The following is a 13,160-nucleotide window of genomic DNA, read 5'->3' on the forward strand; positions in this document are numbered from 1 at the left end:
TGTCTTTTGCCGAGATTTCAGGTCTATTGATCTAGACAGGTCGTCAGGCCGCCCCGCCCCTGCAGGCAGACTGATTTTCCGCCCCCACACGCGCCCCACCCCGCCGCGAGGCCACCCCGTGAAGATTCCCCTCAGCCCCCTGAGCGCCGTCCTGCGCGCCCTGACCGTTCACGCCCTCCGCCCCGCGCTGCACGCACCGGACACCGAAGTGATGACCTACGCCGACCTGGCAGGGGCCACCGCGCGACTCGTCACGCACCTGCGGAACCTGGGCGTGCAGACCGGCGCGCACGTCCTGCTGATCGGCCCGAACACCACCGACGCCCTGCTGGCCTTCCACGCCGTCCCGCTGGCCGGGGCTGTGATCGTCCCCCTGAATCCCGCCTTCCCCGACGACGCCCTGCGCTTCCTGGCGCAGCACGCCCAGCCCGCCGCGGCCCTCGTCGACACCCGCGACCTTCCCCGCGTGCAGGACACCCTGACCGCCCTGAACGTGCCCGTCGTGCCCACCGGCCCCGGGGCGCCGCTGCTGGAACGCCTGGGCGGCCTCTCCCCCGCCCCGCTGACCCTGCCGGACACGCTGGACGAGGACCAGCCGATCAGCATCAACTACACCAGCGGCACCACCAGCGACCCCAAGGGCGTCATGCTCACGCACCGCGCCGCCTTCGTGAACCAGGCGAACCTGCTGTACCACCTGAACCTGCGCCCCCCCAGCCGCTACCTGCACGCCCTGCCCCTGACGCACGGCAACGGCTGGGGCGCCCCGTGGACCGTCAGCGCCGCCGGGGCCACCCACCTGCTGCCCGGCGACTCGCTGCGCGCGGACCTGCTCACGCGCGGCGTCACGCACCTGTGCGCCTCTCCCGCGCTGCTCGCGCCGCTGTCGGACCCGGCCGCGCCCCTCACGCTGGGCAGCCCCACGCGGGTCCTCGTGGCGGGCACCAGCCCCGGCCCGCGCCTGCTGGGCACGCTGACCGCGCAGGGCTTCGAGGTACTGCACGGCTACGGCCTGATCGAGACGAGCGCCATCCTCACCCTGACCGACCCGGCCGACCTGCCCCCCGCCCCGCCCGGGCAGCCGCCCGAGGCCCTGACCCGCCAGGGACACCCCATGGCGTTCGCCGGGGAGGTCCGCGCCGTCACCGAGGACGGCCAGCCCGTTCCGCACGACGGCTTCACGCCCGGCGAGATCGTCGTGCGCAGCAACCAGGTCATGCGCGGCTACCACCGCAACCGCGCCGCGACCCGCCGCGCCCTGGAAGGCGGCTGGCTGCACACCGGCGACCTGGCCGTCACGCACCCCGACGGCCGCCTGGAGATCCTCGACCGGGCCGGGGACCTGCTGCACCTGGGCGGGCAGCCCGTCAGCAGCGCGCAGGTGGAGGCCGCGCTGTACCGCCACCCCAGCGTCCGCGAGGCGGTCGTGGTGGCCGCCCCGCACCCGGACGCCGGGCAGATCGCCGTGGCGTTCGTGACGCTGCACCCCGGCGCGCAGGTGCAGGGCCGCGAGCTGCAACGCTTCTGCGAGCCGCTGCTGCCCGCGCACGCCTGCCCGCGCCGCGTGCACGTCGTGACCGACCTCCCGAAAACGGCCAGCGGGAAGGTGCTGCGGCACGTGCTGCGCCGCCGCGCGGCGAGCCCCGAGACGTCGGCGGCGGGGCTGCGCTAGGGTACGCCCGATGAGCGTCCCCTCCGTCACCCCCGACTGGTCCTACGAACGTGAGCACTGGCGGCGCGGGTATTTCCGCGTGGCGGGCGTGGACGAGGCCGGGCGGGGCGCGTGGGCGGGTCCGGTGACGGTCGCGGCCGTGATCCTGCCGGGCACGGCGGCCGAGTACCCGTTCCGGGACAGCAAGCAGCTGAGTGCCGCGCAGCGCGAGGCGTTCGCGGCGCAGGTGCGCGAGGTGGCCGTCAGCTGGGCGGTGGAGCACGCCTGGCCGGACGAGATCGACCGGCTGAACATCCTGGGCGCCACGCACGCGGCGGCCGCCCGGGCACTGGCGCGGCTGGACCCGCCCCCGCAGGCACTGGTCACGGATTACCTGAAGCTCCGCACGGACCTCCCCCTGACGGCCCCCCCGAAGGCCGACGCGCTGAGCTACTCGGTGGCCGCCGCGAGCCTGCTGGCGAAGACGGAACGCGACCGACTGATGCTGGAACTGGACGCGCGGCACCCCGGCTATGGCTTCGCGGGGCACAAGGGGTACGGCGCTCCCGCCCACCGCGCGGCCCTGCGCGACCTGGGCGTCAGCGAGGCGCACCGCCGGTCGTTCGCGCCGATCCGGGCGCTGCTGAACGAACCCGAACGGCTGCTGTAGCGCGCGGGGTACGCTCGGCGCATGACTTTCCAGCAGGCTCAGGTCATCGCCGTCGCGCGGGACGGCATCCACCGCTTCAGCAAGGCGCCGCAGCCAGGAATCACGCTGCTGGCCGGGCTGGGCGTGCAGGGCGACGCGCACGCGGGCGACACCGTGCGGCACCGTTCGCGTGTCCGTGCTGACCCCGCGCAGCCGAACCTGCGGCAGGTGCACCTGATCCACGCCGAACTGTTCGATCAGGTCGCGGCGGACGGCTTCCGCGTGCAACCGGCCGACCTGGGCGAGAACATCACCACGCGCGGCCTGGACCTGCTGGCCCTGCCGCGCGGCACGCAACTGACCTTCCCGTCCGGCGCGGTGGTCGAGGTGACGGGCCTGCGCAACCCCTGCGCGCAGATCGACGCGTTCCAGCCGGGATTGATGCGCCGCCTGATCGGCACGGACGACACGGGCGCCCCGGTGTTCCTCGCCGGGGTGATGGGCGTCGTGCTGGAAGGCGGCGCGGTGACGCCCGGCGACGCCATCCACGTGACGCTGCCGCCGGAACCGCACGAGCCCCTGCGGCGCGTGTAATCACGCCGGAAGCGCCCGTCTGGATGTTGTCCGGATGCGGCGCGGCTTCCTGCTGTGGATTGAGGGTGGGGCTCAGCCGTTCAGGAAAGCGCTGACCTGCTGCGGCAGGTCCCCGGCGTCCATGAGGAACGCGTCGTGCCCGTGGATGCTGTTCAGCTCGACGTACCGCGCGTGCGGGAGGAGTGCGGCGCTGGCCTGCACCTCGACGGCCGGGTACAGCTGGTCGCTGCTGATCCCGACGGCCAGGACGGGCGTGCGGATGGTGCGCAGTTCGGCGTCGCTGGGCTGGAAGGCGTCCATCGCGCCCGTCAGGGCGACGTACGTGCGTTCGCAGAAGCGCGCGTGGAGCTTCTCGCCCTGGTGGTGCAGGTAGGACGTGATGGCGGGAACGCCCGGGGCGCGCTGCCCGGCCTGGGTGGCGGCGAAACTCGCGGGGCTGCGGTAGGAGAGCATGGCGATCTGCCGCGCGACCTTCAGCCCCTCCCCGCCGGGCGCGACTCGGATGGCGCTGCGGGCGGCGGTGTTCAGGCCGATGGCCCACGGGGAGTGGCGGGCCGGGGCGCCGATGATCACGGCCTTCTCCACGAGGTCGGGGCATTCGAGCAGCCACGCGTACGCGAGCATGCCGCCCATGCTGCCGCCCACGATCCGCACGCGTCTGACGCCCAGGTGCTCCAGCAGGGCGCGGCCCGCGCGGGCCAGGTCGCGCAGGGTCAGCGGGGCGTCCTGGCCGTTCAGGGTGGGCAGGTCGGCGGGGCCGCTGCTGCCGGCGCAGCCGCCCAGGACGTTCGCGCAGATCACGTAGTCGCGTTCAGGGTCCAGGGGTTTCCCTTCGCCCAGGAAGTCCGGCCACCACTCGTGCACGGCGCTCGTGCCGGTCAGGGCGTGCAGGACCAGCGTGGCGGTCTCCTGCGGCGTCCCGTAGGTGTGGTAGGCGAGGCGCACGTCACTGACGGGCACGCCGCAGTCGAGCAGCAGCGGCTGGGTGCGGAACAGCCGCGCGACCCGCAGGCGGGGGCGTTCCGGCGCCTGACATCGTTCGGGCGCGTCATCCGGCGCGGTCAGCGGGAAGGGGGTGGTGGTGGGGTGCGTCAGGGCGGTCACGCGCCCTCTCCGGTCACGTCACCGGCCTCGACGAGCGCGGCGGCCAGCGCCTGCGCGAAGTCGTCGCGGATGTCGTCGATATGCTCAATGCCCACCGACACGCGCACCAGTCCGGGCGTGACCCCGGCGGCGCGCTGCGCGGCGTCCTCCAGCTGGCTATGGGTGGTGCTGGCCGGGTGGATGACCAGCGTGCGGGTGTCCCCGACGTTCGCCACGTGCTGCGCCAGGGCGACCGAGCGGATGAACGCCTCGCCCGCCGCGCGCCCGCCGCGCAGTTCGAAGGTCAGGACGGCGCCCGCCCCGCGCGGCAGGTAGTGCTGGGCGCGGTCGTAGTGCGGGTGGTTGCTCAGGCCGGGGTACGTGACGCGCGCCACGTCCGGGTGCGCCGCCAGCCACGACGCCAGCGCCAGGGCGTTGTCGGCGTGCCGTTCGGCGCGCAGGCTCAGGGTTTCCAGGCCCTGAAGGAACTGCCACGCCTGCTGCGGCGCCAGGGTGGGGCCCAGGTCGCGCAGGCCCTCGGTGCGGGCGCGGATGATGAACGCCACGTTCGGCAGGCCCAGCGGGTTGCCCGCGCCGAAGGTCTCCCAGAAGTTCAGGCCGTGGTAGCTGGGGCTGGGTTCGGTCATCAGGGGGTAACGGCCGTTCCCCCAGTCGAAGGTGCCGCCATCCACGATCACGCCGCCGATGCCGTTGCCGTGCCCGCCGATCCACTTGCTGGCCGAGTGCAGCACCACGTCCGCGCCGTGCCTGAGGGGCTGGCAGTAGTACCCGCCGGCGCCGAAGGTGTTGTCCACGATCACCGCGACGCCCTGCGCGTGCGCGGCGGCCGCGATCGCCTCGAAGTCCGGGATGTTCAGCGCGGGGTTCCCGATGGTTTCCAGGTACACGGCGCGGGTACGGTCGTCGATCAGGGCCGTGAATTCCTCGGGGCGCTCGTCGCGGCTGGTGAAACGCACCTCTATCCCGAGGCGTTTCAGGGTCACGCGGAACTGGTTCACGGTCCCTCCGTACAAGTTCGGGCTGGACACGATGTTGTCCCCCGCCTGCGCGACGTTCGTGATCGCCAGGAACTGCGCGGCGTGCCCACTGGCGACCGCCAGTGCCCCCACGCCGCCCTCCAGCGCCGCGACGCGGTCCTCGAACACGGCGTTCGTGGGGTTCATGATCCGGCTGTAGATGTTCCCGAACTGCCGCAGGCCGAACAGGTCCGCCGCGTGCTCCGGCGACTGGAACACGTAACTGTTCGTGGGGTAGATGGGCGTCTGCTGCGCGCCCGTGGTGGGGTCGGGCTTCTGCCCGGCGTGAACCTGCAACGTCTCGAAGTTGTGCGCCATGACTGCGCCTCCTCGGTGGGGTGCGTCGGTGGGGCGCAAATGGGAAGCGCCCCTGCTCGGGTGGATTCGAGAAGGGGCGCTGAGATATCACCGCGTGACCTTCCCTCTTGCTCCCCGGCGGCGGTCATCGTCGACTCGCCTGCGGGGCTGGCCTTGGCACCGTGACGTGATGAGGTCCGGTTGCCGCGCCGTCAACGAGCCAGGTCTCTCGGGCGCTCTGAAGTGGGTCGCTCCACGCGGGAGCTGTCACGCAGGGTAGCGTGCCCACGCCGGGAGGGTCAAGGCCGCTGTCCAGCTGTGAAGAGCCGCATCCCGACCCACCCATTCGGGGGAAACGGAGTAGCATGAGCCGGTCATCCCAATTCCATGTGTCCATCCAGTGCTGGCCCCGGGCATGACACGACGTTCACCGCGGTCCTGCGCGGACCACCCCACTCCCACCTCACCCTCAGGAGTCACATGAACCACAAGCTCGTCGCCACCGCCCTGCTGGGCGCGGCCCTGCTCGCCGGCTGCACCAGACCCAACACCCCCACGCCCACCCCCGGCACCCAGACGGACTTCGGACGACTACAGGCCCTGAAACCCGGCACGCAGGACACCATCAACACCAAACTCAAGGTGAACATCGTGTTCGTCGGGTACCGCCAGACCCTGCCCGGTCAGGTCGCCACCGCCCGCCAGATCAGCACCGCCGACTTCGATCAGACCCTGCCCAGCACGTACGACGCCGTGAACCGCATCCCCAGCGCGTACGGCCGCACCGAGAAGACCGGCACCAGCTTCGACTTCGACTACAACTACGTCTTCGCCAACCAGGCCTTCGAGGACGACTTCTTCAAGTTCGTGCAGACCCAGGAGGTCAGCCAGCCGGCACCCCTGACCAGCCGCGAGAAAATCTTCAACTGCCAGGGTGACCCGACCTGCACCACACCGTCAGGCAACATCACGCGCGCCATCGACGCGAACAACAACATCGTCGTCGACGCGCTGAAGACCGAGAACTGGCTGGCGGACAACGTAGGCCGCGTGGGCGTCAAGCCCGGCGAGTACACCATCTACTTCGTGAACTGGTATGACCGCCCGGACTTCAAGTTCCACAGCTACGCCCGACTGGACGCCAAGGACACCGATACCGGCGCGCCGTTTGGCACCTACTCGTCACGCCGCCTGATCGCCTGGGGCGGCAGCGCCCGCACCGAAGCCCCCGCGCAGCGCGTGTGGTTCTACGACCTGTCCGCGAACCCCGACCCCTGGACCGACGCGTTCGACGTGACCAACCCCGACGTGGACGGCGACGGTGCGCCCGACTACCGCATGCCGCCCATCTGGGAGTACGGCACCCGCAAGGCGAACATCGGATACGGCCGCAAGGTCAGCCCGGACCTGGCACTGGTGGCGCGCTACACCGCGATCAACCTGCTGTTCACGCCCAGCCCCATCTACCGCGCGGCCCTCACGCCTCCCGAGATGCCCGACACCATCAACCTGGACGTGCACATCGAGCAGGGTGACGGCGCCGCCGACCCCGCCACGGTCCTGAACAAGACGCTGCTTCAGGACCGCGTGAAGGTCCTCCAGCCCTTCGCGACCTTCAAGCAGACCAGCAAGACCACCGCGCTCGACGGTGACCTGGCCGACGTGTACAAGTGCTTCTTCGGGGTCAGTGAAGACACCTGCTCGCCCGACTACGCGGACTTCAGCGGCGAGAAGCTGTTCCAGTTCGGCGTGAAGGAACTGCGGGAGACGTACAAGACCACGCCCGCCGGGACGTACAACCTGCCCATCTACCTGTTCAACGACAGCACGAACAGCCAGGGTGGCCTGCTGGGCGTCGCGTACGACGACGGCGAGACCGGCACGCAGAGCTTCGTGTACTCCTTCCTGACGCCCGACCTGTTCGACTTCGGGTACGGCTTCACGGACACCAGCGTGCACGAGACCGGGCACCACCTCAGCCTGAGCCACCCGCACGACGGGTACGACAGCGAACAGAACCTCTCGTACGGCCCCAGCGGCGACTTCCACTTCGTGAACACCGGCGACCAGAGCGCGACGATCATGTCCTACAACGACCTGTCGCGCACCTTCGGGCAGTTCAACCTGGACAGCCAGTACCGCTACCTGACCGCCGCGTACCTGAACAACACGAACGCCATCCTGGAGCTCGTGCGCCGCGCGAACAAGGCGGGCAGCGTCAGCAGCGCCGCGCAGAGCGCCGACAGCAAGTTCGTGCAGGCCAAGACGAAGTACGACGCGCTGGACTACCTGGGTGCCGCGCAGCTCGCGCACGACGGGTACCGCAGCGTCCTGAGCGCCGCGAAGAGCGCGGGCGTGCCCGTCACCGCGTACAAGTGGTACGAGAACCTCAACGGCCTGGAAGGCCTGAGCGTCGGCCAGGGCGCCAAGATGCGCTTCAGCCCGACCTTCAAGGCCCAGACCGGCGTGGTGGCCTTCCCCGAGGAAACCGCCTACCAGCGCAAACTGCGCCTGTCGAAGTAAGACGGACTCCGACCAGACAGGGTGAACCGTTCGGCCAGACCGGCGCTCACACCCCGAAGAACCCGGTCCCGGTGGCCGGGTTCTTCCCGTGCCCGCCAGCCCGGGTCGGGTGTGGGCCTTCCCGGCACTGGCCCACAGCGGCCGGGCCGCCCACAGGTGCTGGGCGGCCCGGCGCGGGGAGGATCCTACTTGTTCTGCGAGAGGCGTTCGAGCACGAGACGGCTGACGGTCTTGAGGGTCTCGAACACGCCGACGCCCTTGTCCGACACCGCCTCGAAGATCATGAGTTCCTTCCTGGGGTCCACGACCGCGCGGATCATGTCCAGCGGCAGCGCGTCGGGCAGGTCGCGTTTGTTCACCTGCAGCACGATCGGCACGTCGCGCACGTCGATGCCGTGCTCCTGGAGGTTCTCGCGGAGGTTGCGCATGCTCTCGGCGTTGGCGCGCAGGCGGTTGGGGGCGCTGTCGGCGACGAACACGATGCCGTCCACGCCGCGCAGGATCAGTTTGCGGCTGGCGTTGTAGAACACCTGTCCGGGCACGGTGTACAGGTGGAAGCGGGTCTTGAAGCCCTGCACGGTGCCCAGGTCCAGGGGCAGGAAGTCGAAGAACAGGGTGCGTTCGTCCTCGGTGGCCAGGGAGACCATCTCGCCGCGCAGGTGGCCGGGCACCTTGGAGAAGACGTGCTTGAGGTTGGTGGTCTTGCCGCTCATGCCGGGGCCGTAGTAGACGATCTTGCAGTTGATTTCGCGCGCCGCGAAGTTGATGGTGCTCATGGAACTCCTCTGGGGTGACAGTGAGGGCTGAGGGGTCGCGGGGAGGGCGGGGCGGGTCAGCCCAGCAGGTCGTCGAGCAGCGAGGTCGCGCCCGCGCTGAAGTCCTCACCCAGCTGCACCGGGGGGATGTCCTTGAGTTCGTCGAGGATCGCGGCGATCTGCGTGATGCTCTTCTTGGCGTACACCTTCACCTTGCCCAGCGGCACGCTCGCGTCGAAGATCAGCGTGAGCAGCGAGTCCGTCCCGACCGATTCGACGTATAGGGTGCCGTTCTCCCCCTGGTGGATCTGTTCGCTGAAGGTCCGTTCGCCCAGCATGTTCGCCAGCGCGGCGGTCGCGGCGGCGTTGCTGGCGACCAGCGTGGCGACGCTGTCGAGCGCGGGCGGGCGGGGCGCCCACAGGGCCTCCTTGTGCGACAGGACGAACCCCTTGCGGTCGACCAGCAGGCCGTAGCGGACGCCGGTGGTGTCGAGAAGTTCCTGAATGAGGCCGTCGACGCGTTCGAAGGCGTCTCCGTACAGCGCCAGTGAAGGTTCGATCATATGATTCAAGTATAAAAACACATTTCATACAAGCTCGTCACTGCGCCTGCGCAACGATCATGAAGCTGACGGGACGCTCACCAGCGCGCGCGCAGGGGGGCGCTACACTCCCCGGCGTGACCGCGCCCCGCCTCCGCCCCGCCCGCCGCACGCCCACCCTGATCCTGAGTGCCGCCCTGCTGGGCTCGGCGCTGCTGGGGCTGGCGGGCGCGCGCCCCGTGGCGATCGGCGGCGTGCTGCAGTCCGCGTCGGTGGGCACCGTCACGCTGCCCGGCGGGGAGATGCTGCCCGTGTGGACCCTGCCGCGCCTGGGCGTGACCGTCCGGAACGACCCGTCGGACCTGCGCCTGCTGCTGGGCGCGCGGGAACTGCGCTACGCGCCCGCGACCGGCTGGCGGGCCGTGAGCTTCACGCCAGGCGCGAAACTGCCCGTGCCGCAGCTGAGCGGCGGCAGTCTGTTCGTGCCCCTGGCGGCCCTGAACGCGCTGGGACTGTCCGTCCTGGCGGACACGCCGGCCCTGCTGGACTTCGCGGCGCCCGCCAGCGTGCCCGCCGCGACCCTGCCGCCCTCGCCGGATCTGGCGCAGACGCCGGGCGGGGCCAGCGGCACGACCCCGGCGCCGGTGCCCGCCCCCTCTCCCCTGCCGCACCCCCAGCCTCAGCCGACCTTCGCGGTGAATCTGGACACCGTCCGCGTGAGCCGCACCCTGCACCGCACGGTGGAGGTGCAGCGGGTCGTGCTGGAACTCAGCGGCGCGGCCCAGAGCAGCGTCACGCGCCTCCAGAACGGCCTGACCGTCACCCTGAGTGGCGTGTCGGTCACGCCGAGCACGCAGACCCTCGAATCGGGCGACACCCTGACCCTCACGCAGACGCTGCAGGGCGCGTCGGTGGGCCTCACGACCGGGGGCGGGCGCAGCGAGATCTTCACGCTGAACAACCCCGAACGCCTCGTGATCGACACGACCACCTACCTCGACAGCACCGTGCCGCCCCCCGTCGACCCGGACGCCCTGCCGGACGGCGTGACGTACCGGCCGCTGGGGAACCTGCACCTGCTGAGTTTCGACCCGGCGGTCTACCAGCCGCGCGTGGTGAGCGCCCCGACCGGGCAGGCCAGCGGCGTGGCCGACCTGGTCAGGCGCGTGGGCGGCGTGGCGGGCGTGAACGGCGGGTACTTCGACCCGGGCACGCACCTGCCGGTGGACCTGGTCGCCACGGGCGGCCTGATGACCGCGCCCAGCCTGGAAAAACGCGCCACGCTGGGTTTCACCGCGCAGGGCGACACCCTCTTCGGCTACCCCCGGCCCCGCTACGTCCTGAGCGGCGCGGGGTTCAGCGTGACCGTGAACAGCGTGCGCGCCAAGGCCGACCCGACCCTGCTCACCGCGTTCGTGGGCGACGGGCGCACCCGCGTCGGCGCGGACCGCCTGACGACCCTGCTCGTGACCCCCGGCGCGGCCGCGGTGGGGTCGGCCCTGACGGGCGTGGTGACGCCCCCGGCGGGCACACTGGCCTTCACCTTCGACCCGGCGCGGTTCCCGCAGCTACCCCGCACGGCGGGCGCCCCCCTGAGCACGGCGCTGAACTGGCGCGCGGACGGCGGCTGGGACGCCGCCACGGACGCCCTGAGCGCCGGGCCGCTGCTCGTGCAGGGGGGCCGCGTGGCGCTCGACCCGGCCCGCGAGGGCTTCAACACCGCCGCGAGCATCTGGCGGCCCACCCGGCAGGTGGCGTTCGGGACGCTGGCCGGTCAGCCCACCATCGCGTTCCTGACGCACGGCAGCCCCGAGGCCTTCGCCGCTGCGCTGGCCCGGGCGGGCGTGCGGGACGCCGTACGGCTGGACAGCGGCAGCAGCGCCACCGCGTTCGTCACCGGCGGGTACGCGAACCTGGGCGGGTATCTGAACACCGTCTGGAGCCGCCCCGTCCCGAACGCGATCGTGCTCGTGCCGCGCGCCGACGCCTCGCCCGCCGCGCGCCGCTGACCCGTCAGCCGGTCGGGGCGGGCACCTGACGCCCGCGTTCGCGCAGGGCGTCCTCGTAGAAGAGTTTCGTGTGGTGCATGCGGATCAGCCCGGCGACGTACAGCGCGTCGAACTCGGCCTCCGGGACGAACCGGACCTCCAGCACCTCGTCGGGCAGTGTGGGCGTGAAGGTCGACCCCGGCAGGGCCTCGGCCAGCCACGCGTGTCGCAGCACCGGCTCGCCGTCCGGGAAGTGCCCCAGGTACGCCGCGAGGAACGTCAGCAGGCCCGCGCGGACGCCCGCCTCCTCCCAGGCCTCGCGCACCGCCGTGTCCTGCGGGTTCTCGCCGGGTTCGACGGTCCCGCTGGGGATGTGCCACAGCCCGGCCTTCTGGCGCTGCCCTGGCACGCCCCGCTCCCGCACGAGCAGGATGTCGCCCGCCTCGTTCAGGACGACCACACCCGCCGCGCGGTGCGAGACCGGGGTGTGCAGCTCCGGGCCGAACTGCATCAGCCCACCCCCGTCACGACCAGCCCATCCGCTCGCGCAGGGCCGTGATCTGCGCCACGTGATGCCGCCCGTGCCACGCGTACATCGCCAGCAGCGTATCCACGCTGTACGTGCGGCCCTGCGCCGGGTGCGTCCAGGGCCGCGCCCAGTCGTCGCCCTGCGGGTCCAGGGACGCGAACAGCATCCCCAGGCGCGAGTGCAGCGCGTCGATGAGGTTCAGGCTCACCTCCGGCACCAGCTCGTGGTCGGCCAGGGTCGCCCAGCGGTCCTCCTCGTACGGCTTGACCACCGGGTTGTCCTCGGTCAGCGCCAGCTTCAGGCGGATGAAGGCGTTCATGTGGCTCTCGGCGACGTGATGCACGACCTGCCGCACCGTCCAGCCTCCCTCGCGGTACGGGGTGGCCAGCTGCGCCTCCGAGAGGCCCTGCACCGCCTCGAACAGGTCCGCGGGCAGCGCGAACACCTGCCCCAGCGCCTCCACCCGCCCGGTCGGCGTGAGAGTCAGGGGCGTGGGCATCGGCCCGATCGGGTAGCGCGGGTCAGCCGTCACAGCGCACCCTCCTCGGCGGCGCGGTCCGCCGCTTCCTGAGGAGCGTCCTTCTTCGTCCAGCGGGTCGCGTCGCGCCGCTCGATCTTCGCCATCATCCGCTCGAAGCCGCGCTCCAGATCCAGACCTCGCTCGTTGGCCATGCAGATCGTCACGAACAGCAGGTCCGCGAGTTCCATCTCCAGATCCCCGGCGTCCTCGCCCGCCTTCGGCGTCTTGCCGTTCTGATGCGCGATGACGCGGGCGATCTCGCCGGTCTCCTCGGTCAGGCGGGCCAGCATCAGCAGCGGCGGGAAGTACCCCTCCTCGAACTGGGAGATGAAGGCGTCCACCCGTGCACTCGCTTCCTGAAAGGTGAGGCTCATGCGGCCCAGCATACGGCGCGCGCCGCACGCCACCGGGGGCCACCCCCCATGGAAGCGGCCCCCGGCACGTCGGCGGCGGTCAGCGGATGTACAGGTAGGTTTCCTGCACGTCGCGGTCCTGCACGGCGTACGGCTGGAGGTACGCAGTGCTCGTGGCGTTCCAGCGGCCCTCGTCGTACGTGCCGCGCAGCACCAGATCACTGGTGGGCCGCACGCGGGTGAAGATCGCACGGACGCGCTGCAGGCCGCGCGGGGTGGAGACGTTGTACGTCACGCCGTCCTGCGCGCGGGGGAACACGGTCGTCCCGGCAGGCACGTACACGTTGCGCACGATGGTGCTGGCCTCGCTGCCCTGCAGAGCGATCAGGGTGACGTACCCGGCCGCGCGGGTGCTCACCACGAAGCGCACCGATTCGCCCACGGCGTAGGTGCTGCCCTCGCCCCGGTCAGGGCGCAGGGACGTGATCAGGTTGCTGCCCGACCCCTGGAGACCCAGGTTGGGACGGACGGTGACGGAGCAGGCGCTGAGGCCCAGGGCCAGGGTGCCGAGCAGAAGTGCAGTGCGCATGTCCTCACCCTATGACGCGAAACTGACCGGAAGCTGAGTGCCGCTTTCAC

13 protein-coding genes and 1 riboswitch are annotated in these 13,160 nt (G+C 71.2%); of the genes, 5 read left to right on the forward strand and 8 right to left on the reverse strand.

From position 1 onward, the window contains the following. Positions 1 to 118: 118 nt before the first annotated feature. The 3 genes from DEIGR_RS10185 to DEIGR_RS10195 are packed head-to-tail and all read left to right on the forward strand — an operon-like array spanning position 119 to position 2,894. A complete protein-coding gene (locus tag DEIGR_RS10185) occupies positions 119 to 1,672 on the forward strand; it encodes an AMP-binding protein (protein ID WP_058976947.1) in 1,554 nt (517 codons plus the stop codon). Positions 1,673 to 1,682: 10 nt separating this feature from the next. Further along, positions 1,683 to 2,321 (forward strand): ribonuclease HII, encoded by a 639-nt coding sequence (locus DEIGR_RS10190; RefSeq protein WP_058976949.1) that lies wholly within the window; start codon positions 1,683 to 1,685, stop codon positions 2,319 to 2,321. 21 nt (positions 2,322 to 2,342) lie between these two features. Further along, complete coding sequence (locus DEIGR_RS10195; RefSeq protein WP_058976950.1) at positions 2,343 to 2,894, forward strand: MOSC domain-containing protein; 552 nt, start codon at positions 2,343 to 2,345, stop codon at positions 2,892 to 2,894. Positions 2,895 to 2,966: 72 nt separating this feature from the next. Here the strand turns inward: DEIGR_RS10195 and DEIGR_RS10200 are convergent, their stop codons facing one another. Both DEIGR_RS10200 and DEIGR_RS10205 read right to left on the reverse strand, forming a co-directional pair. Beyond that, complete coding sequence (locus DEIGR_RS10200; RefSeq protein WP_058976952.1) at positions 2,967 to 3,998, reverse strand: homoserine O-acetyltransferase family protein; 1,032 nt, start codon at positions 3,996 to 3,998, stop codon at positions 2,967 to 2,969. Beyond that, positions 3,995 to 5,332: an O-acetylhomoserine aminocarboxypropyltransferase/cysteine synthase family protein gene (locus DEIGR_RS10205; RefSeq protein WP_058976954.1), complete on the reverse strand. Its 1,338-nt coding sequence runs from the start codon at positions 5,330 to 5,332 to the stop codon at positions 3,995 to 3,997. The genes DEIGR_RS10200 and DEIGR_RS10205 overlap by 4 nt, the downstream gene beginning before the upstream one ends. Before the next feature lie 133 nt (positions 5,333 to 5,465). After that, a riboswitch (SAM riboswitch) is annotated at positions 5,466 to 5,560 on the reverse strand. 231 nt (positions 5,561 to 5,791) lie between these two features. Between DEIGR_RS10205 and DEIGR_RS10210 the strand changes: the two genes are divergently transcribed. Further along, entirely contained in the window at positions 5,792 to 7,834 is a 2,043-nt protein-coding gene (locus tag DEIGR_RS10210) for a zinc metalloprotease (RefSeq protein WP_058976957.1), read from the forward strand. A gap of 185 nt (positions 7,835 to 8,019) precedes the next feature. Here the strand turns inward: DEIGR_RS10210 and mglA are convergent, their stop codons facing one another. Together mglA and mglB are read right to left on the reverse strand one after the other, a co-directional pair. Further along, positions 8,020 to 8,610 carry a GTPase MglA gene (gene mglA, locus DEIGR_RS10215; protein WP_058976959.1) on the reverse strand — a complete coding sequence of 197 codons (591 nt, stop codon included), beginning with the start codon at positions 8,608 to 8,610 and terminating at the stop codon, positions 8,020 to 8,022. A 56-nt stretch (positions 8,611 to 8,666) separates the two neighbouring features. Continuing rightward, positions 8,667 to 9,152 carry a GTPase-activating protein MglB gene (mglB, locus tag DEIGR_RS10220; RefSeq protein WP_058976960.1) on the reverse strand — a complete coding sequence of 162 codons (486 nt, stop codon included), beginning with the start codon at positions 9,150 to 9,152 and terminating at the stop codon, positions 8,667 to 8,669. A gap of 116 nt (positions 9,153 to 9,268) precedes the next feature. On the opposite strand from mglB, the gene DEIGR_RS10225 reads away from it, so the two are divergent. Then, a complete protein-coding gene (locus tag DEIGR_RS10225) occupies positions 9,269 to 11,140 on the forward strand; it encodes a phosphodiester glycosidase family protein (protein ID WP_407638318.1) in 1,872 nt (623 codons plus the stop codon). A gap of 4 nt (positions 11,141 to 11,144) precedes the next feature. Here DEIGR_RS10225 and DEIGR_RS10230 read toward each other — a convergent pair whose 3' ends face one another. The 4 genes from DEIGR_RS10230 to DEIGR_RS10245 all read right to left on the reverse strand — a co-directional run bounded on the left by DEIGR_RS10230 (position 11,145) and on the right by DEIGR_RS10245 (position 13,110). Continuing rightward, entirely contained in the window at positions 11,145 to 11,630 is a 486-nt protein-coding gene (locus DEIGR_RS10230) for a Nudix hydrolase (RefSeq protein ID WP_058976962.1), read from the reverse strand. Positions 11,631 to 11,643: 13 nt separating this feature from the next. Beyond that, entirely contained in the window at positions 11,644 to 12,180 is a 537-nt protein-coding gene (locus DEIGR_RS10235) for a YfiT family bacillithiol transferase (protein ID WP_119675190.1), read from the reverse strand. After that, positions 12,177 to 12,542 carry a nucleotide pyrophosphohydrolase gene (locus DEIGR_RS10240; RefSeq protein ID WP_058976967.1) on the reverse strand — a complete coding sequence of 122 codons (366 nt, stop codon included), beginning with the start codon at positions 12,540 to 12,542 and terminating at the stop codon, positions 12,177 to 12,179. Before DEIGR_RS10240 ends, DEIGR_RS10235 begins: the two co-directional genes overlap by 4 nt. A gap of 79 nt (positions 12,543 to 12,621) precedes the next feature. Beyond that, positions 12,622 to 13,110, reverse strand: a complete 489-nt coding sequence (locus DEIGR_RS10245; RefSeq protein ID WP_058976969.1) for a DUF4384 domain-containing protein — start codon at positions 13,108 to 13,110, stop codon at positions 12,622 to 12,624. Positions 13,111 to 13,160 lie beyond the last annotated feature (50 nt).

Source organism: Deinococcus grandis, assembly GCF_001485435.1.
GTDB lineage: Bacteria > Deinococcota > Deinococci > Deinococcales > Deinococcaceae > Deinococcus > Deinococcus grandis.